Raw genomic sequence first — 20,599 nt, 5'->3', positions numbered from 1 at the left:
GGATGACTAACGCATCGTGCTAAAGCGTGATGAGATCAAGTCGAGTTGAAGCGGCATCGGAGGCCCACCTCTCCCCGGTGGGGAGAGGTGACCCGAATCCGGGGCCAAACCCCGATTCAACCTAACTCCATCCCGCTCTAGAGGAGCCGTCGTGCGATCGGCTTCGCCAGCGCGTTATGCCAGCTCCATTGCGATGATTGGTCGCCCGATCGCAGGCTCGCCAGGAACGCCGTGGTCTTCGGCTGCACCCGCGAGCCGTCGATCACCTCGAGCTGGCCGCACCGGTTGAGCGTGTGGAGCTTGCGCCCGGTCCATAGCGGCCCGGGATTGAGCAGATGTCGAACGGCCTGCTTGTAGGTCGTCGGCGACAATTCGAGCACCTCCGCAAGGCCGAGCGCCGCGCCGTATCCGTTGGTGCAGTCCTGCACCGGCCGCCACAGCTTTCCATCGACGGTCACGAAGTTGCCGGCCGGCCGCGTGGTCGCGCGATCCATCAGGATCGGATTGGCAGCATGCGGTTGCCAGGGGCCGAGCAATTGCCCGGCGTAGTAGATCGCCAGCGTGTCGGAATAGCCGCCGGTGCCGTCGCGCCAAGCGCCGAACATGTAATGGAGCCCGTTATGCTGCGTGATCGTCACGTCGGCAAGTTCGAGGCCGGACAGAAGCGTTGAGTGCCGCTCCCACTTGTCCGGAAAGCGGATGCATTTGTAGATCGGAACGTCGCGATGCGCGGTGCTTTCCGGGATCATCCAGAGTTCGCCGCCATCCTCGATCAGGAACGGGTAGGACAGATGCCAGGGCTCTTCGAGCACCGGCATGACCGTTCCGATCGGCCCGTTGCCGCCGAATTCGATCGCGGAAATGATGCCCTTGCCGGTCCGGTGGTCGAGGTCTTCGAAGAACACGAAGGTCCTGCCCTGCCATTTCACCGGGAACGGATCGGCATAGAAGTGGTTGCCGGGATCGCCGAGCACGTTCCAGGCAGGTCCCGACAGGTCGCCGGTGCGCCAGATATCCGTATTCCCGGCGAAGCGCCAACCGACATGCCAATGCGGCGCGTAGCAGCACAGGCGATAGATTTCCTTCGCGATCGAAGTCGCCACGCCGCGCACGACAAAGGGCGCTGGATTTCGCAGCTCGCCGCCGCTCGCCGGAGCAGCCAATTGCGGCACCAGCCGCGGAGCTCCTGACAGTATCGGCGGCAGCATCGACAGCGTGCGTGCCATCACCGTTTCGAGCCCGCCGCTCAGGCCGGCCGCGGTTTCCGCCGAGGGATGTCCGCGGTCCATCACCGAGCCGTCGAGCTCATTGACGATTTCGATCACCGGCAGATCGCCGGCGAGAATGGCCGAAAGTACGGCACTTTCTCCCGTGAGCCCGTTGAACCGCGGACGGAGATAGAGCCTGGCGGAGCAATTCGGATCCCGCGCGGCGCTGGTGAAGTCGACCACCACGTCGGGGTCGCCGGCGCGCGGACGCTCCGGGATCGCCTTCAGCCGGTCGGCGCCGCCGGCCTTGCCCTTGCGCAGCACGATGCGCTCGAGCTCGAACAGGATGTCGAGGCCCGCGGGTCGGGGCTCCGGCGTCGTGGTCCCGGCGATTTGAACGGGAATATCCTGATCGTTGACGCGCAACGGCTCGCGGCACATCCAGAGCCGTGGCTGCGCGCGGTCGCAGCGAAACTCGATAATCATGGCCAGCCCAACTTCCTAGTGCGCGTCCGCTCCCACGGCATCGCCGAGAATGCGGACGTATTCCTCTATCATGGCATCCAACGAATAACGCGACTTCAGGCCCACGGCGCTTTGCCGCAGCTGGTCGCCCAACACACGATCTGTCAGGACCTTCGATACGGCGGCCGAGAATTCGGCCTCGTTCGAAGCGTCAACGAATACCGCGGCAGGCTGCCCCTGGTAGGACAGCACCTCGCGCAGCACGGGGAGATCGTTGACGACGCACGGAATGCCGGCGCTCGCGGCTTCGACCGCGGCAAGCCCGAAGGTTTCGGCCTGCGTCGGGAATACGAAGACGTCGAGACAGGCCAGGAAATCGGCCATCTGGCGCGGTGCAATCTCGCCGATGAGGTGCAGCCGGTCCGAGACATCAAGCTCGTCCGCCAGGGCCCTCAGCCGCCCTTCATCCGCGCCCTGGCCGGCGAGCGCAAGGTGCCAGGATGGATCGGCAGCCAGCAGGCGAATGGCCGCATCGAGCCGCTTGTGCGGGTGCAGCCGTGCCGCGCAGCCGAGCAGGATGCGATCCGGCGGCAGCTTGAACTGTTGCCGCGCAACGTCCTTCTGCAGGCTGCGCGACTTGTCGTCGAAGCCGTGCGGGACGTGCTTCATGCGCGATCGGTACGGAGCCGGATAGCGCGCATATTCGCGCTCCATGTCCCGCGAGTTCAGCGTGATGCACTGGAAGAAACCGGTAGAGCCCATGATGATGTCGGCAGCGCGCACCGGCATGCTCATCGACAGCGCCGAGGACACCTGGTTGGCGATCACGGGGGCGCGGCTGACGAGGCGCGACACGCCTCCGCCGATCACATTGCCGAAGTGCTGGAAGGTCAGCACGGCGTCGGGCTTGCTGGTCCTGAGATGACCGGCGAGCGCCCACAGCATGCGCAGCAGCGCCACCGGATTTCCCGGACGGGTCTGCGCGCAATAGAACGTATTGGGCGGCTCGTCGAAGGAATCCGATTTGCGGAAGAAGAACAGGTTGGCGACGTCGTAGCCGCGTGCGGTGAGGCCGGCGCCGAGCAACCGCGAGATCTCCTGCGCGCCGGCGTTCTCGGCCTGGGTCTGCACCAGGACAACACGCAGCTTTCGCTTGCTCTCGTTCGGTCGATCGCGTGATGCGGTCGATGCCTCGCGCAATTCTGTGCTTGGCGTGTGTTGGAGCACGGATTCCTCACCCGTTGAAGGGGTGGATTCGTCCCCTGCATTTTTGCGCGCGTAACTATCACGCGAAGCGCGCGCGTGCATCGAGTAGCGTGTGTTGAGGTTACTGCTCATTTAGCAATCAGACATGTGTCGGCAATCGAGAACTATTATCTCACAGATAGGGTACAGCCGGCTCGTTAACTAATTGGTTACGGCAACCCGAAGAGGGGGTAACCGGCGATTAACCATGGATATTTACCTTGGAGCAGTACTGTCAGTTGAATTCGAGTCAGAGCCCATGAAGTTCGGTAGCCGGATAGGCCCGAGACGTTCCGAAGTCGCGGAACCCGCAGCGTCGTGGGAAACCGCCGGCGTGCCGGCTGGCCAATCCTCCGCGCAAACCACCAAGGGCGTGCTTAGCATTCCGGGTGTGTTGGCTTTTTTTCGCGAGAAGGGTCAACGCATCCTGATGCTTGCCGCGGTCATCTTCGCGGTCGGTGTCATCCTGTTGATGTTGATCCCGGCGCGTTACGCCGCGACGGCGCTCGTCGTCGTCGATCCGCGCGAGCAGCGCGTGACCGCCGACCAGGACGTCCTGCCCGGGATCGGTCAAGATGCCGCAGCGCTGCAGAGCTACGTCGAGATCGCCAAATCCGATGGATTTCTCGGACCGCTGATCGATCAGCTCAAGGTCGCGGAGGACAGCGACATCTCCGGTGGCAAGACCGACGCCACGCGCCTGCTCGACCGGTTTCGCAACCGGCTCGATATCTCAAGGCGCGGACTAACCTATGTTATCGCCATCAAATTCACGTCCAACAATCCGCAGCGCGCCGCGTACTACGCCAATGCGGTGGCCGAGGCGTTCGTGGCGAGCCAGCGCGGGACCCGCAGCGTGGCAACCGACGAGGCGGCCGACTGGCTGAAGAGCCGGCTCAAGACGTTGAACGACCGGCTGCGGTCATCGGAAGATGCCGTTGCCAAGTTCAAGCTCGAGCACCGGATCGTCAACGCGGGCAAGGAATCCACCACGCAGCAATTGCGCGTCACCGACCTGACGCAGCAGGTTGCCGCGGCGCGCGCCCGTACCGAGGAGGCCAAGTCGCGCTATGAGCAGCTGCAACGCGACCTGAAGGCAAATGTCGACGGGCCGGTCAAGCAGGACCTGCTGAGCGCGCTGCGGGCCCAGCGCTCCGCGCTCAACGACCAGATTGCGCAGAAGCGTGGGGTGCTCGGCGATCGTCATCCCGACCTCGTGATGGCGCTCAGCCAGTTGAGCGATCTCAACCGGCAGATCGAGATCGAGCGCAAGAAGAACATCGACACCGCGAAGTCGGAATACGAGGCGCAGCGCGATCAGCAGAAGGCGCTCGAAGACCAGCTGAAGGCGGCCGAGCAGCAGATCCTTGTCGATGGTCAAGCGCTCGTCAAGCTGCAGGAACTGCAGCGCGATGCCGATGCCAACAAGAATATCTACGAACAGTTCCTGTCGCGCTACAAGACGACCGACGAGCAGCGCGGTCTTCAGAACTCGCAGACCAAGGTGGCATCGCCCGCGACGCCGCCGGTGCGTTCGACGCTTCCGCCGCTTTCTCTGTTGCTCGTCGCGCTCGCGATCGTCTCGCTGTTGACGTCGACGGCGATCGTCGCCGTGCCCGGTCTGGATCTGAAGCGGCTCCCGATCAAGAGCATTCCGCCGCTTCGCCGCGCCGAGGCGCCCGCACCGGCGCCGGCATTGCCCTCGGCCGCGCCGCAATCTGCGCTGCCGCCGGGCTTGCCGGTGCTGGCCCGCATTCCCAACATGGTGTCGTCAGATGTCGTCAAGAGTGTCTGGCAGACCCCGATTTCGACGACGGCCGAGCCCGATCTCAGTCCGCATCTTCAATTGCTGATCGAGAACATCGAGCAGCTTCCGGGTGAGCACGGCAAGGTGGCGTTGCTGCTGTCGGTCGAGACCGGTGCGGGCGGCAGCACCGTCGCACGGTCGCTCAACCGGTCCGCCGTCAAGAACGGGATGCTCAGCGTCCTGATCGAGATGGAAACCAGCCGCACCGAAGCCGCGCCGCCGCAAGGCTCGGGGATCATCAAGGCCGATCTGCCGTCGGTCGTTGAACTGCTGGGCGCCAGCAGCAAGGCGCCGCCCTATCCGCAGGACGACATTCGCGCCGATTTCGGCCTGATCATCGTCGACGCATCGTCGCTTGCGATGCAGCCGGCCGCGGTCGCTCTGGCTTCCCATGCCGACATGGTGATCCTGGTGGTTCGCGAGGGCGTCGCCAACCCGGCTGCGATCGGCAAGGCGCGGACCGATCTGTCCAGGTTCGGTTCGGTCCCGATCGCGGTTGTCGTCAATCGCGTGGCGGCCAATGCCGCGGTCAGCAACCCTCGGCGCGAAGCCGTGGGATTGGCAAGCTGAAGCTCTAAATTCTTGTTTGACGGGTTTGCTTCACGCGAAGCGGCGTCCGCTTCGCTCGGAAACGCTCTAGTCCTTGCTATCCGCGACGCGGACTGCGTAAGCGCCAGCCTTCGACGACGCAAGATGCGACAACACCAGAATTGACGGGTCGACGCCGGTCCGCCGGCGGCACAGCACATTGAGCGCGACGGTGGCGAGCACCAGGGAAACCGTCGCCGAGATCGCCGCCCCGAGCACGCCGAGCCAGGGGATCAGCACGACAAATCCGACCAGTCGCAACGCCACGTTGGCGGCGACAACCGGGACATAATCGCGCTCATGCCCCGTCAGCTGCAGGACCGCGGCCGACGGCCCGCCCGCCGCCTGGAAGGCCGTTCCGATCGCGAGCACGATCAACACCCACTGCTGCGCGGCAAAATGCGGTCCGAACAGGCCGAGCAGGTAGGGAGCGCCGATCCAGACGATGACGAGCCCGCTGAGCACGCAGAGCGCGGTCACCTCGGCCATCAGCTTCAGCGTATGCTCGAGCTCGCGGTGATTCTTGCTGAAATACAGCGACGGCAGCCGGCGCGCGCCGAACGTGTAGAGCGCGGCGGAAAGCATCGCGAAGATGTTCGCCAGACGCGAGGCGGCGAAATAGACGCCCGCAGTGGCCGGATCCAGCATCCAGTAAACCAGGATGACGTCGAAATACTGGTTCGCCGCTTCGAGAATCGAGGCGAGCCAGAAGCGGAACGCGCTGCGGTTCCAGCGCGAGGTCTCGAAGCGCGCCGTGACCGCGCGCAGGTTCGGCAGCACGCGCACGATCGACACGATCTGCACGACCAGCCCCAACGCCATCGTGGCCGTCATCGCGGCGAACAGTTCGGCGGGGGTGAGCTGGCGGTGGCCGAACAGCGCCGCGATCAGGACCAGGACAACGGCAACTCGCCAGAAGAATTCGCGATTGCCTTCGCCCATCAGGATGCTGACCAGCGATCGTGCGATCTGGCTGCCGAGCATCAGCCCGGCATTGACGGCGGTGAACGCCGAGACCGAGAGGATCAAGAGCCACCATTCGCCGCGAATGCTCGCCACCGCGGCGATCGCGGCGATCGAGATCAGCATCCCGATCGCCGAGTACTTCAGGCTCGACAGCAGCACGCCCTTGGTCAACTCGGCCTGGCCGCGCACCTCGTACTCATTGAGGAAGCGAACCAGCAGCAACTCCTGGCCGACCAGGCCCACGACCGCGGCGATCTGGGCGACGGAGAGCAGGGTTGCGAAGTCTCCGAACGCGTCAGGCGTCATCGTCCGCGCCGCCAGCGAGAACAGGGCAAACGCGAGCCCGCCGCTGCCAACCTTGAGGAGGATGGTCCCGGCAACGCCGCGCGTGACATCGCGCCGTAGCATTCGAAGAACAGAGGCAATCACAAGCGACGTCTCAATATGCTGTCAGGCTGCTGACCCTAGCAACCGGTGAGGTCAGGAGTGTTAATGTTCTCTTGCTAATATTCCGTTCCCAACCGGCCTCCATGCGCCACGCAGTCGTGGATCTCGCCAAGATGTCGCGCTGCTCCATTCTGGAACGCTGTCGTCCTCGCTGTGTCCAAACGGCGCAGATTGGATTTTCCTCCGGCGCCCGGTGCGACAGCGTGGACCGCGCTGGTTGAAACCGCGTTAGCGCGCCAACGGCATCCGTCGAAGCTCCATGGCCTGGCCATTGCCCCGCCAGCCTGCCGTGGAGCGCCCAAAACATCGGTTTCATGACCGCTGTGGCTGCAAGCCATGTGCCGGGAAGGGGCTGATCGCAATGGGGCTCGTCGTTAACCTCGATCATGGAACTCGTCGTGTTCGTTCTGCGAGGCAGCAGGACGGGCAAGGAAATTGCAGTTCGGTGGTCAATTAGCCGCGGAGCGGACAAAGATGATTGCCGAGCAAAGCACCACCGAGCCGATCGCAACCTGCGAGGCTGAAACGATCGAGGCGGACGTTGCCATTGTTGGCGCCGGTCTGGCGGGCTCGCTCGCGAGGGCCGTCCTCACGCGTGCCGGGTATCGGGTCGTCCTGATCGACAAGCGCTCGATCCCGCCGGATGAATTCCGCGTCGAAAAGATCGCCGGACGGCAGATCGATATCTTCCGCCGCCTGGGCTTCATCGACGATGTCGAGGCCGTCGCCTCGTCCTATGACCGGGTGCTCAACATCAGGGACGGCAGACTGGTCGATATCGGCGTCGGCCGGTCCTACGGGGTTTCCTATGCCAACCTCGTCGACATGGCCCGCGGCCTGACGCCTGATACATCCAGCTTCCTGCTCGACCAGGTGACCAATGTCAGCTGCAGCGAGGATCGTCAGCAACTGACGCTGGCCTCCGGAAAACGCGTCGTCTCGCGCCTGGTCGTTCTGGCGACCGGCATGGCGGGCGCGCTTGGCTACAATCTCGGAATGCGCCGGAAGATAATCGCCGCGCGCCATTCGGTGACGTTCGGCTTCACGATCGCGCGGCCGGATAACGCACCATTCGGCTTCGACGCGCTGACCTGCTATGGCAAGCAGGCGGCTGACGGCGTCGACTATCTCAGCCTGTTTCCGATGTCGGGCGGCATGCGCGCGAACCTGTTCATGTTCCGCGATCCGACCGATCCGATCATGCGCGAGCTGCGCCGCGACACCAGGCGGACGCTGCTCCGTCTGATGCCCGGACTGGAGCGCTACCTTGGCGATTTCCAGATCGTCGGTCAGGTGCACAACTGGGTCATGGACCTGTCCGTGACCGAGGGCCATCTGCAGCCGGGCGTCGTGCTGATCGGCGATGCCTACCAGACCAACTGTCCTGCGGCCGGAACCGGCGTGAGCCGCCTGCTGGTGGATGTCGAGCGTCTGTGCACCGAATATGTGCCGCGCTGGCTCGAGACCGACGGCATGGGCACGGCGAAGATTGCGCAGTTCTATTCCGATCGCGACAAGCTCGCCGCCGACCGGCATTCACTGCAATTGGCGCACTTCCGCCAGGCTTTGACCTCGAACACCGATGTACGCTGGACCATGCAGCGGAAGCTGCACTTCCTGCGCCGCATGATCACGCATCAGGTAGATCGGATTCATCCGGGATGGGTGATGCGCGTTCGCAGCGCGCTCCGATAGAGCATGATCCGGAAAAGTGCGAAGCGGTTTTCCGAAAGATCATGCTCAAACAAAGAGCTGATGCGCGATGACGACGCAACCTATTCTCATCGCGCCTTAGGCGGCGGTAAGGCTTTCCCCAAGCGGCCTTACCGCGTGCCGGTCGAAGTGCGGACCGGCCTGAGGTCGGTCAACCGCTTGGCGGCCTGCTTGATCCAGGGCGCCTGCTTCAGCGCAAACAGTGCAAGCGATCCGGCCGCGCTGCCGGCCTGCGTCACGCTCGACATCGGCGTGGGCTGGCCTCCGAACTGCATCTTGTAGGGTTCGTCACCGATGGTGAAATCCAGCACCCGGTCTCCGCGCTCGATGCAGTCCTTGGCGACGCGTTCGAACGTCAGCGCGCCGATCGACTGGCTCTTGTATCCCTCGATGTCGAAAGCCGTCATGACGACGAGCAGGCTGCCGCGGTGAGCCAGCCCAAGGGCGGTGGCGATGACCTCGCCGTCCATCTTCATGGCATAGAGCCGGGTAAAGGAGCCCATGCCGCGCAGCGCCACGCTCGAGTAGAAATCGAAATATTCCGGACGCTGCAGCAGGTCACCGTCGCCGTGTGCCTGGAAACGCGGGCCGCGAAACTTCCTCATCACGTCCATGGCTTCGCCGATGGAATCGCTGTCGTCGCAGCATGAGAAGGTGAGCGTGCCCTTCTTGTGGATCTGGCGCCATTTCTTTGCCAGTTCCTTTTGATAGGATTTTCCCAGCGCGTTAAGCTGCCATTGCTCGAACGGCGCGACCAGGACCGTCGCATAGGCATTGGTGTCCATCAGGCTGCGGTGAGGCGCCCCGAGCAAATTCTCGATCGGCATTCTGGCATCGAGCAGCTTGGGGATGCGCAGCAGGTCGAACGGCCGGACCAGTTTGCGTAGCTTCTCGCAGGCCTGGCGGTCCTGCAGCAGGTCGGCGAATGTCTTCGTGGTGCAGACCGGCGACAAATAGTCGGACACGCGAAGGTCCGCGAATTCGATGGTGCGCATTGGGCCGCGCCGCACGCGCAGCAGCGGCAGCACGGCCGCAAGCGCGCTGTTGGCACGATGACGGACGACGACGACCAGCGGCTTCGCTGCCGCGGCGGGAGCAAGCTTGCGATAGAGGCTGTCGAGCCATAGCGGATGTTGGAAGGCGGTCGCGTCCGAGCCTTCGAACAATGTCGCGTATTCTTCAGACAGGAAGTCGAATGCGTCGTCGATGCAGACATCGAACGCGTCATCATTCTTATTCATGTGAAACCAAACAACGGGTTTTCAAAGCGCCGGTCGAGCCGCCGTGATCGCCTTATAGCAAAGGCTGATGATCTCGGGCACCGGGAGATTACGATTTGTATTAATGTGGTCCCTCGACCTTTGCGCAGTGTTGCTGCTCGAACGTCGCCGCGCCGAACGACCGGCATCGTTAACGATAACTTTACGGTCATCCCTGATCACCCGGCTGCGTGATGTCGCATGTGGTCTGGACCGGATATTGCAATTAAGGGCACGTGAGTACTGGAGCCCTGCCGAAATGTTGAGTCATAGCCAAAAAGCCCGCGCTTCCTACGATATTTCGTCCTCGCAGGACGGTCGCGAGCCGCCTCGGCGTCTCAATTCGGGCATGGCTGCTCCGCCTGTCCGGATTTGCAACACCTCGGGCGGCGAGCAACCGGTTTCCTCGATGGATGTCCCAGCCGAATCAACGATGCCGAACGGCATGCTGGAGCGGCGCACCAATCCTGTCGGCAGGGCTGCGACCGCCAGGGTTGCCCGGGCGACGATCGGCGGGCTGCGGCTCGCCGTGCTCGATCGCGAGCAGACCGCGGACTTCATGGTCGAGGCGGTGTATCCGAACCGGCGTATCAATCGGCCGCTGTACCTGACATCAGCCAATGGCGAGGTGTTGTCGCGCTGCTCCACCGAGCCGATGACCGACCGGCTGTTCCGTAGCGCCGACCTGATCAATGCCGACGGTCAGCCGCTGGTCATGGTGTCGAAGCTGCGGTCGCCGAACCCGCTTCCCGAGCGCGTTGCGACCACGGATTTGTTCCACAACGTCGCGCGCAAGGCGGAAAAACTCGGGCTGACCTTCTACCTGTTTGGCGCGAACGAGGCCGAGAACAAGGCGGCAATCGCCAATGTCCGCCGGGCCTACCCAGCGCTCAAGATCGTCGGCCATTCGCACGGCTATCTGCGCGGCGACGCGCTTCGGGCCAAGGTGGATGAGATCAACGCTCTGGCGCCGGACTTTCTCTGGGTCGCGCTTGGCGTGCCCTACGAGCAGGCCTTTGTCGACGAATTCATGCCGCGGCTTGGCAATGTCGGCGTCATCAAGACGTCGGGCGGATTGTTCAACTTCCTGTCCGGATCGCGGCCGCGCGCGCCGAGATGGATGCAGATCGTCGGGCTCGAATGGGCCTGGCGCCTCTGGCTCGAGCCGCGCCGGCTGTTCTGGCGCTATCTGACGACCAATCCGCACGCGCTCTATCTGCTGTTCAACCGGACCCGGTCCTCGGCGACCAAGGACTGAGTCCGTACCGAGTGCAATGTGCCGCTCCGATCCACCGGAGCGGCGAGCTCTTCAATGAGCGGAGTACAACCGATGGACGGTCGAGCAGTCGATAGCTCGGTCTGGCAGGCGCCGGGCGTTGATGCGGAAAATTTCGCGCGAACCATCGTCAATTGGTCGATCACCGTCAACGTGATCATGTCGATGGGGACGTTCCACCCCGCGCTGCTTCCGACCGAGGTAACGCTGGTTCAGCAGGCCGTCGCCCTGCTGATGTGGGGGGTGCTGATCTATGCGAGCCTGTTCATCCGTCCCTGCCTGCGGCTGGCGTTCAATCTCGACACGCTCGTGATTGTCGCATTCTATGCGTTCGCCACGATTTCGGTGCTCTGGACCAATCTGGACGCGGCGGCCCTGATGAAGGCTGGGGCGCTCGCGGTCACGACGCTGGGCGCGTTCTGCATGGTCAGCCGCGTCGACATCGACGACATCGTGAAGTCGACTACCCGCGGCCTCTTCGTTCTGATGGCGGGCTCGGCGTTTTGTGCGGCCGCACTCCCGGACATCGGCGTGGACCAGACCTGGATGCACAATGGGCAATGGCAGGGCGTCTTCGAGTCGAAGCAGACCCTGGGCTTCGCCGGTGCCTATCTCATGTTCTTTGCCTGCTATCGAAAGATAACCGGACAGGGATGGCTGCCGTTCCTCGTGACGTTCGCGCTGGCCTCGACTTGCGTCGTCTTTTCGGAGTCGCGCGGCGCCGGCGCCTTGTCGCTGGTCGCCTGTGCGCTGTTGCTGACCTCCTTGTGGTCGGTCAGGTGCATGCGAGTCTACGCGGTGCTGCCATGTGCCATGTGCGTCGCGGCCGCGTTGCTGATGCTGTACTTCTACACGACCGGCTACGACTCGATCCACGTGTTCGACACGACGATCAATTTTACCGAGAGAACCTTCATCTGGCATTACGCCATCAGCCATTTCGATGATGCGCCGCTGTTCGGGTTTGGCATCAACGGGTTCTGGACCAGACCGGAGATCTACGACTATTTCAACCAGAACCACGGCTGGGTGCTCGACAATTACCACAACGGCTACATCGCCATTCTCGTCGAAACCGGATTCCTGGGATATTTGCTGTTCATGGCGAGCGTCTTTCTGTTTTCCTACAAGATGCTCTGCCTGATCGCGGAGCGGGCGATCGACCGTCTGCATTGCGCGCTGATCGTCGGGTTCGTCTTCCTCAACTGCCAGACCAATTTTACCGAAACGGTATTCCTGCGTTCGACGATGTTCACATCGGTGCTGTTGATCGCCTTTTTCTTCGCCGCTTGCCGTTCGTTGCCGTCGTCGCGCCTGCAGCTGCGCGAACTGGAGCCGTCATGACCGCGTTTCGATTTGTTCCGCAAAGAGCCTTGAACGCGCTGCTGGCGGCGGCGCTTTCTGCCGTGCTGATCTCGCCCGGGCGTGCGGCCGGGCAGGGGGCATCTGCGGACGTCGCGGCGTTGGGGCGCGGCATCAATATTCTTGGCTATGACGGCATCTGGGAAGGTTACCCGAACGCGCCCTTTCGCCTGGAAAACCTCACCGCCATCCGCAAGGCGGGCTTTTCACACGTCCGGATCAACTTCTTCGGCTTCAAGCACATGGATGCCGGCAACATCCTGGATGACGCCGTCTTGCGGCGCCTCGATGCCGTGATCGAGCAGGTGCTGGCGAGCAAGCTGATCCCGATCCTCGATGAGCACGACACCGATCTCTGCCAACGCGACGTGCCGGAATGCACGGCGAAGCTCAAGGCGTTCTGGCGCCAGATCGCATCGCGCTACGCGGGCAAATACCCGGCGCTGGTGTTCGAGATCCTGAACGAGCCCGGCGGGAATATGACATCGGGCGAGTGGAACACGCTGCTCGGCGAATGCCTGGCCATCGTCAGGGGCACGAATCCGAAGCGCGATGTCGTTGTCGCCGTCCTGAATACCGAGGAGCTGCCGGTCGAGCAGTTGACGCTGCCGGCTGGCGACAGGAACCTGATCGTCACGTTCCACTATTACCTGCCGCTGCAGTTCACCCATCAAGGCGCGCCGTGGTCGGTGACTTTCTCGAAAATCGGCCCGTTGAATTGGGGCTCCGCGGAGGACGAAGCCAAGGCCGCCGCCGATTTCGACAAGGTCAGGTCCTGGTCGGAGAGGGAGCAGCGTCCGATCTATCTCGGTGAGTTCGGCGTCTACGAGCGTGCGCCGGCGGAGAGCCGGGCGAAGTACCTGTCGTTCGTGGCGAGGCGCGCCGAAAGCTTCGGCTGGGCGTGGGCCTATTGGCAATTCGATCACGATTTCGCGGCATTCGACGGCGCCCGGCAACGCTGGAACAGGGACATCCTCCGCGCGATCATTCCTCCGGCTCGATGAACCCTTGCGACCCATGCGCGGCCCCTGATGCAGAATCGCGCGGGACGCCATGCCTTGCCTTGCATGGCCCGAGGAATGATACTCGCTCCGGACCGACCAGGGAATCGAGAGCGTTGCCGGACATTGCGAGCAGGGAACAGTTCGATGTCAAGCGCGCAGCCTTTGCCGCAACCATCGGCAACATGCTGGAGTTCTACGACTTCATCACCTACAGCTTCTTTGCGACCGAGATCGGGCGCACCTTCTTCCCCGCGCATAGCGAATACGGCAGCCTCATGCTGTCGCTTGCGACCTTCGGCGCCGGTTTCCTGACGCGGCCGATCGGCGGCATCGTGCTCGGCATCTTCTCCGACCGGGTCGGCCGGCGGCCGGCGATGCTGCTGAGCTTTGCGCTGATGGGTGGCGCGATCCTGACCATCGCGCTGACGCCGTCCTATGCCAAGATCGGCGTCGTGGCGCCGATCATCGTGATCCTGGCGCGGATGGTGCAAGGGTTCGCGCTCGGCGGCGAGGTGGGACCGACCACGGCCTATCTCATCGAGATCGCGGCGCCCAGGAATCGCGGCCTGGTGGTGGCGTGGCAGCCCGCCAGCCAGGAGGTCGCGGCGACCGTCGGCGCCCTCGTCGGTGTCATCCTGAGCAGCACGATGGCGCCTGACATGCTCGAGGCGTATGGATGGCGCGTCGCGTTCCTGCTCGGGGCGGTGTGCCTGCCGTTCGGCATATGGATGCGCCGCACGCTGCCGGAAACGGTCCCTCACGGCGAGCGCGCTGCCGCAAGCGTCGAGAGCTCGAACCATGTCATGCTGGCGCGCCGGCATCTTCGCGTGATCATGCTGGCCGTGATGATCCTGGCCAGCGGCACGATCTCGACCTACGTGACGCAATACATGACGACCTATGCCAAGAATACGCTGCATGTGTCGCCGTCTCTGGCATTCACCGTCTCGCTGGTGAGCAATGGACTCCAGATCATCGGCGCGGTGCTGGGCGGCTGGCTTGCCGACCGGCTCGGACGCAAGCCGATCATGATCTGGCCGCAACTGGTCGTGCTGGTGCTGACCTATCCGGCCTTCCTGTGGATCGTCCGGGATCCCGGCGCGTGGTCCCTGCTGTTCGGCTTCGGCATCCTGTCATTCATCGGATCGCTGCCGTTCACGGCGTTCTATGCCGCCTTCACCGAAGCGCTGCCGCAGAACATCCGCGGCGGCGTGTTCGCCACGATCTATGCGGTCGCGATCGCGACCTTCGGCGGCACCGCGCAGCTCGTGGTCACGTGGCTGCTGCACGTGACCGGAGATCCGCTGGCGCCGTCCTGGTATCTGCTGCTCGCAGCAGCGGTCGGCATCGTGGCGATGAGCCTGATGCCGGAGACCGCCCCGGTGAAGATCGGCGAGAAGTGACCGCTGGGCTCAATCCATGTCGCGAAAGGCGTGGCCGTTGGCCTCGATCTCCTTCACGAGCTGCGGCGGCAGGTTGGCTTGCGCCGAGGTGCCGTCGAACACCCAGTCCTTGGCATCCGCCAGATCGGGAAGACCCGCACCCTTGCGGACATAAAGGCCGACCGACGCCTTCTTCGGGTTGATGTAGAGATCGTAGTCCATTGCGCGCCTCCTCTCGTTGAAGTTCAACGGAAGCTCCGGCACAGACTGGCCGGAGGCTTCCTGGAAGAGTCGACGCCGGCGGGTCTAGGCGGGTTTCTTCGCCTCCGGCGCAAGCACCACCGAGGCTTCGCTGGTCAGCATCAGGAAGGTGATGGTCTCCTGGAAGTAGAGCTGGACCGAGGTCGCCGTGTGGCTGAGATAGCCGATCGAAAGGTCCTGGCCGATCGAGAGCTGGAAGTCGCCGCCGCGGGTAGTGAGCAGGACGCCGCCCTCGATCGCAGGCGCCCAGATGATCTTGCCGTCGATCAGGCGCTGGATGTGCTGCAGCACGGGGTAGCCGTCGTCGGTCGCACCGCCGATCGCAGTGTAGGGCTCGGTGCCGAGCAGGAGCGTATAGGGACCGTTGACGCCGGCGAGCCGCAACTGGCTGACCGCTTGCGCGACCACGGCGGGATAGTTCTTGATGCTCGACGGCAGCTTCAGCACCGGGTTGCTGGTGCCCTGACGGATGCCCTGAATGCCGGCGGCCGTGTAGCCATCGAACACCGCGCGATCCTCGGCGAAGGCGATCTTTCGCGCGGCCTCCTTGAGAGGATCCCAGTCGGAATCATTGGAGCCGCGTTCGACGTCGTCGATCGCCTGGCGCGAGAGCTCGAACGGCACGCGCAGCTCGACCAGCGCGCGGACATCGCGCTGCGTCGCCTCGACCCCGTCGCCGGGCGTGGCAATTTTCTTGAGATGGCCGGTGCCGACCGCGGAGAAGTCCGTGCCCTTCGGACCATCGACGTCGACGACACGGCGCGCCGCCAGATGGCGCTTCAACGTCCGCGAGGCTTCCTCTTCGATCTGGGCCCATGCCGCGTCCGAGATGGGGGCTAGTCCCCGATGAAGATTATTCATGTCCAGCATCTCCTTTGAGTGAGCCGATCCCGAGCGATCCGTCGGACGGCGGTATTCTTGGTGCAGGTGGCTCGTCAGCCCCGGCGTCATCCAGCGACGGCTCGGCGGGCGCGGCCGCCGGCGCCTCGCTGGTGACGCCTTCCAGGAAGGTCGCCGACGGGATGAAGAACAATGTGCCGGTCACGGCGCGGCTGAAGTCGAGCAGGCGGTCGTAATTGCCCGGCGGCCTGCCGACGAACATGTTCTCCAGCATCTGCTCGATCCGGTGCGGGGACTTGGCATAGCCGATGAAATAGGTGCCGAACTCGCCCTTGCTGATGTTGCCGAACGGCATGTTGTCGCGGACGATATCGAACTCCTCGCCGTTCTCGACGATCGTCGTCAGGGCGTTGTGCGCGTAGCTCGGCTTCACCGCATCGTCGAGCTCGATGTCGGACAGCTTGGTGCGGCCGATGATCTTCTCCTGCATCTCGACCGGCAGCTCGTTCCACTTCGTCATATCGTGCAGGTATTTTTGTACGATCACATAGCTGCCGCCGGCGAAGGCAGCATCCTCGTCGCCGATGATCGTGGCCTCGGTCGCCGCCTGGTCCTCCGGATTCTCCGTGCCGTCGACGAAGCCGAGCAGGTCGCGCTCGTCGAAATATTTGAAGCCATGCACCTCGTCCGAGGTGGCAACCGCATCGCCGAGCCGCGACATGATCTGTGTCGCGAGCTCGAAGCACAGGTCCATCGGCACGGCGCGGATGTGAAACAGCAGGTCGCCCGGTGTGGCGACGGCGTGGTGGACGCCGTTGATCTCGCGGAACGGATGCAGACCTTGCGGCTTCGGCGCACCGAACAGCCGGTCCCATGCCTCCGAGCCGATGCCCATGACGCAGGACAGCCGGCCTTCGAGATCGCGGAAGCCGACCGCGCGCACCAGCGCAGCCAGATCGGCACACAGCGACCGCACCACGGTATCGTATTCCGGATTGGGCTTGATCGTGACCGCAAGGAAGATCGCCGCGCGCGTCAGCTTCGCAGCGACCGGTTGCGGAACGGCTGATGGCACGCATCTCTCCTTAACTAACGGCACTTTCACGCGAAAAAGGTCTGGACTGGACGCCGGATCAACGTCCAGACAGCGGAGAGGAGCATGCCATCGGAGCCTTTACAAGAGCCCGGATTGCTAGGCTTCCGCGGACGGACCAACCGGCTTGCCGGACTTCTCCTCCTCCAGCGTCACCGCAATGGCGGCGTTGGCGGAGAGCCGCACCTTGGAGCCTTCGACACCGGCAACGAAGCCGAGCTCGATATAGTGGTGATGGCCCTTGTGGAAGCCGTCGCTTTCGCTCTTCTTGAGCTTGATGCGGTTGCCTTCGACGTGATCGACGGTGCCGACATGCACGCCGTCGGCGCCGATGACCTCCATATTGTCCTTGATGTTCTGCTCCGTCATGGCGCTCTCCCTGGTTGCAGGTCGGTTTGTATATTCAGCTTGCATATGATGCGCGCAGACGACGCGGCGATGACGGCGCGTCGTCGGCGATCCGGGCTTCTCTCACACCGGTTCGAATTCGTCCGCGGCAGCGTTCTCGGGCTTCTTGCCGTTGAAGGTGAGGCCCGGCCTTGGTGGCGGAGAGCTTCACTTGCGAGCCGTCGCGCACGTCGCCGGCGAGGATCATCTCCGCGAGCGGGTCCTGCACGCTGCGCTGGATCACCCGTTTCAGCGGACGGGCGCCATAGGCCGGATCCCAGCCCCTCTCCGCCAGCCAGTCGCGTGCCTTCGGATCGAGCTCCAGCTCGATCTTGCGATCCTCAAGCAGCTTGCGCAGGCGCGAGAATTGAATCTCGACGATGCGGCCCATGTCGCTCTTCTGCAGCCGGTGGAACAGAATGATCTCGTCGATGCGGTTGAGGAACTCGGGACGAAAATGCGCCCGCACCATGTTCATCACCTGCTCGCGCACCGCGCTCGTGCTCTGGCCCTCCGGCTGGTTGACGAGGTACTCGGCGCCGATATTCGAGGTCATGATGATCAGCGTGTTGCGGAAATCGACGGTGCGGCCCTGTCCATCGGTGAGGCGGCCGTCATCGAGCACCTGCAGCAGCACGTTGAACACGTCAGGGTGCGCTTTCTCGATCTCGTCGAACAGCACGACCTGGTAGGGTCGGCGGCGCACCGCTTCGGTCAGTGCGCCGCCCTCGTCGTAACCGACATAGCCCGGAGGCGCGCCGATCAGCCGCGAGACCGAGTGCTTCTCCATGTATTCGGACATGTCGAGCCGGACCATCGCGGTCTCGTCGTCGAACAGATATTCGGCGAGCGCTTTTGCGAGTTCGGTCTTGCCGACGCCCGTAGGCCCTAAGAACATGAACGAGCCGATTGGCCGGTTCGGATCCTGCAGGCCGGCGCGGGCGCGGCGCACCGCGGTCGACACCGCACGCACGGCCTCGGCCTGGCCGACGACGCGCTTGCCGAGCATCTCCTCCATGCGCAGCAGCTTGTCCTTCTCGCCTTCCAGCATCTTGTCGACCGGGACGCCGGTCCAGCGCGACACCACAGCCGCGATGTTATCGGCGGTCACGGTCTCGCTGGCGGAGGAGGTCTCGCTGGCCTCGACGGCAGCGAGCTTCTTCTCGAGCTCCGGAATGCGGCCATAGGCCAGCTCGCCTGCCTTCTGGAATTCGCCCTTGCGCTGCGCGTTGGCGAGCTCCGTGCGCAACTGCTCGAGCTCGCCCTTCATCTTCTGCGCGTCGGAGAGCTTGCTCTTCTCCGACCGCCATTTCGACGTCATGTCCGCGGACTTTTTCTCGAGATCCACGAGATCCCTCTCGAGCGTCTGCAACCGGCTCTTGGAGCCGAGATCGGTTTCCTTCTTGAGCGCCTCCTGCTCGATCTTGAGGCGGATGATCTCGCGGTCGAGCGAGTCGAGCTCTTCAGGTTTGGAATCGACCTGCATCTTCAGCCGCGCCGCCGCCTCGTCCATCAAATCGATGGCCTTGTCGGGCAGGAAGCGGTCGGTGATGTAGCGGTTCGACAGCGTTGCGGCCGCGACCAGTGCCGAATCCGCGATGCGCACGCCATGATGCTGCTCGTATTTGTCCTTGAGGCCGCGCAGGATCGAGATGGTGTCCTCGACCGTCGGTTCCGAGACGAACACCGGCTGGAATCGCCGGGCCAGCGCCGCGTCCTTCTCGACGTGCTTGCGGTATTCGTCGAGCGTGGTGGCGCCGATGCAGTGCAACTCGCCGCGGGCGAGCGCCGGCTTCAACAGGTTCGATGCGTCCATCGCGCCGTCACCCTTGCCGGCGCCGATCAGCGTGTGCATCTCGTCGATGAACAGGATGATGCCGCCCTCGGCCGACGTCACCTCCTGCAGCACGGCCTTGAGCCGTTCCTCGAACTCGCCGCGATACTTTGCACCCGCGATCAGCGCGCCGAGATCGAGCGCGAGCAGCGCCTTGTCCTGCAGGCTCTCCGGCACGTCGCCATTGACGATGCGCAACGCAAGCCCCTCGACGATCGCGGTTTTGCCAACGCCGGGCTCGCCGATCAGGACGGGATTGTTCTTGGTTCGCCGCGACAGCACCTGGATGGTGCGGCGAATCTCCTCGTCGCGGCCGATCACCGGATCGAGCTTGCCATCGCGCGCGGCCTGGGTGAGATTGCGGGCGTACTTCTTCAGCGCGTCATAGGCATTCTCGGCCGATGCGCTGTCGGCAGTGCGGCCCTTGCGCAGGGCGCTGATCGCCGCATTCAGGTTCTGCGGACTGACGCCGCCCTTGGCGAGCAGCTTGCCGGCCTCGCTGTCCTTGTCGGCGGCCAGCGCCTGCAGCAGGCGTTCGACCGCGACAAAGCTGTCGCCGGCCTTGTCGGCGGCCTGTTCCGCTGCGGTGAAGGCGCGCGCGGTCTCGGGCGCGAGGTAAATCTGTCCGGAGCCGGCGCCGCTGACCTTCGGCACCTTCGCCAGCGCGTCCTCGGTCGCCTTGAGGATCGCGCGCGAGTTGCCGCCGGCCCGGTCGATCAGGCCGGCTGCGAGGCCTTCACTGTCGTCGAGCAGCACCTTCAGAATGTGGAGCGTCGAGAACTGCTGGTGTCCTTCGCGCGTCGCGAGCGATTGTGCCGACTGAATGAAGCCGCGGACGCGATCGGTATATTTTTCAATGTTCATCGTGGCACCTCAATGCAGCACAGTCTCGTCGAGATCCATTATGCCATGCATTGCCGCCGGCGACAGATGGCGGAACGATGACATCCATCATGCGACCGACAGGCGTCCAATCGTGCCGGGCGGAGAACCGCGGGCCTGACGCTGCCGTAGCTCGTATCGTGTGGTCGTTTCAGGGGAGTGTCAATCGCGGAGCGTGGCCGCCGGCATACCGCTTTTGATGTGTTTGCGACTGCCGCTGTTCGCTTCCGGCACTGATCCGGAGGCACTGCTACGGACGCACCGACAAATCGGGGTCCGGCATCACGCCGATGTGGCTCGGTTGATCGTGATGCTTGCGAAACGAGCGGCGCAATGAGCCCGGACGGTTGCAATCGTGCGAGAGCCGAAATCATGTTCGCGATTTCAGTAAGTGTCATCTCGCACCTCGCGGAATGCACGCGATGATGCAGACGTGCGTCGCGCGCTGTTCCACTGAATCGCGCGATCATGAGTCACTGCACACGCTGAACCGTCGATGAATGGCTGCGCGATGCGTTTGGCGCTGTTTCAGGTTGATGTAAGGTCAAGGCGCTAGCGATGAAGTGTGTCGGTCTGTTGC

The 20,599-nt window shown here is 63.6% G+C and carries 14 protein-coding genes and 1 pseudogene; 6 read left to right on the top strand and 9 right to left on the bottom strand.

The features are described 5' to 3' along the window. Positions 1–137: 137 nt before the first annotated feature. On the bottom strand, positions 138–1,694 hold the full coding sequence (locus ACVW1C_RS12130; protein ID WP_456758612.1) for a glucosamine inositolphosphorylceramide transferase family protein: 1,557 nt from the start codon (positions 1,692–1,694) through the stop codon (positions 138–140). A gap of 15 nt (positions 1,695–1,709) precedes the next feature. Beyond that, positions 1,710–2,900 (bottom strand): glycosyltransferase family 4 protein, encoded by a 1,191-nt coding sequence (locus tag ACVW1C_RS12125; protein WP_456758611.1) that lies wholly within the window; start codon positions 2,898–2,900, stop codon positions 1,710–1,712. A 277-nt stretch (positions 2,901–3,177) separates the two neighbouring features. Here ACVW1C_RS12125 and ACVW1C_RS12120 point away from each other — a divergent pair, with 277 nt between their 5' ends. Further along, positions 3,178–5,295 (top strand): GumC family protein, encoded by a 2,118-nt coding sequence (locus ACVW1C_RS12120; protein WP_456758610.1) that lies wholly within the window; start codon positions 3,178–3,180, stop codon positions 5,293–5,295. Between the two features lie 66 nt (positions 5,296–5,361). Here ACVW1C_RS12120 and ACVW1C_RS12115 read toward each other — a convergent pair whose 3' ends face one another. Next, positions 5,362–6,687 carry a lipopolysaccharide biosynthesis protein gene (locus ACVW1C_RS12115; RefSeq protein WP_456758609.1) on the bottom strand — a complete coding sequence of 442 codons (1,326 nt, stop codon included), beginning with the start codon at positions 6,685–6,687 and terminating at the stop codon, positions 5,362–5,364. A gap of 513 nt (positions 6,688–7,200) precedes the next feature. Between ACVW1C_RS12115 and ACVW1C_RS12110 the strand changes: the two genes are divergently transcribed. Then, positions 7,201–8,421: an FAD-dependent monooxygenase gene (locus ACVW1C_RS12110; RefSeq protein ID WP_456758608.1), complete on the top strand. Its 1,221-nt coding sequence runs from the start codon at positions 7,201–7,203 to the stop codon at positions 8,419–8,421. Between the two features lie 128 nt (positions 8,422–8,549). Here the strand turns inward: ACVW1C_RS12110 and ACVW1C_RS12105 are convergent, their stop codons facing one another. Next, entirely contained in the window at positions 8,550–9,680 is a 1,131-nt protein-coding gene (locus ACVW1C_RS12105; protein ID WP_456758607.1) for a GNAT family N-acetyltransferase, read from the bottom strand. 463 nt (positions 9,681–10,143) lie between these two features. Here ACVW1C_RS12105 and ACVW1C_RS12100 point away from each other — a divergent pair, with 463 nt between their 5' ends. The 4 genes from ACVW1C_RS12100 to ACVW1C_RS12085 all read left to right on the top strand — a co-directional run bounded on the left by ACVW1C_RS12100 (position 10,144) and on the right by ACVW1C_RS12085 (position 14,743). Beyond that, entirely contained in the window at positions 10,144–10,956 is an 813-nt protein-coding gene (locus tag ACVW1C_RS12100; protein ID WP_456763058.1) for a WecB/TagA/CpsF family glycosyltransferase, read from the top strand. 72 nt (positions 10,957–11,028) lie between these two features. Continuing rightward, a complete protein-coding gene (locus tag ACVW1C_RS12095; RefSeq protein ID WP_456758606.1) occupies positions 11,029–12,318 on the top strand; it encodes an O-antigen ligase family protein in 1,290 nt (429 codons plus the stop codon). Further along, a complete protein-coding gene (locus tag ACVW1C_RS12090) occupies positions 12,315–13,340 on the top strand; it encodes a glycoside hydrolase family 5 protein (protein WP_456758605.1) in 1,026 nt (341 codons plus the stop codon). Before ACVW1C_RS12095 ends, ACVW1C_RS12090 begins: the two co-directional genes overlap by 4 nt. Positions 13,341–13,453: 113 nt before the next feature. Next, positions 13,454–14,743: an MFS transporter gene (locus ACVW1C_RS12085; protein ID WP_456758604.1), complete on the top strand. Its 1,290-nt coding sequence runs from the start codon at positions 13,454–13,456 to the stop codon at positions 14,741–14,743. Between the two features lie 9 nt (positions 14,744–14,752). Here the strand turns inward: ACVW1C_RS12085 and ACVW1C_RS12080 are convergent, their stop codons facing one another. The 5 genes and pseudogenes from ACVW1C_RS12080 to clpB form a co-directional block, all read right to left on the bottom strand. After that, positions 14,753–14,944, bottom strand: coding sequence for a hypothetical protein (locus ACVW1C_RS12080; RefSeq protein WP_057019217.1), 192 nt, complete (start codon positions 14,942–14,944; stop codon positions 14,753–14,755). An 84-nt stretch (positions 14,945–15,028) separates the two neighbouring features. Continuing rightward, positions 15,029–15,844, bottom strand: coding sequence for a family 1 encapsulin nanocompartment shell protein (locus tag ACVW1C_RS12075; RefSeq protein ID WP_456758603.1), 816 nt, complete (start codon positions 15,842–15,844; stop codon positions 15,029–15,031). Continuing rightward, a complete protein-coding gene (locus ACVW1C_RS12070; protein ID WP_456758602.1) occupies positions 15,837–16,898 on the bottom strand; it encodes a Dyp-type peroxidase in 1,062 nt (353 codons plus the stop codon). The genes ACVW1C_RS12075 and ACVW1C_RS12070 overlap by 8 nt, the downstream gene beginning before the upstream one ends. A 117-nt stretch (positions 16,899–17,015) precedes the next feature. Continuing rightward, on the bottom strand, positions 17,016–17,285 hold the full coding sequence (locus ACVW1C_RS12065; protein WP_456758601.1) for a DUF2171 domain-containing protein: 270 nt from the start codon (positions 17,283–17,285) through the stop codon (positions 17,016–17,018). Between the two features lie 102 nt (positions 17,286–17,387). Further along, positions 17,388–20,001, bottom strand: a pseudogene (gene clpB, locus ACVW1C_RS12060) (ATP-dependent chaperone ClpB). Between the last annotated feature and the right edge of the window lie 598 nt (positions 20,002–20,599).

The sequence above is a fragment of the Bradyrhizobium sp. USDA 4011 genome (assembly GCF_054063415.1).
This window is presented reverse-complemented; position numbering and strand designations above follow the sequence as displayed.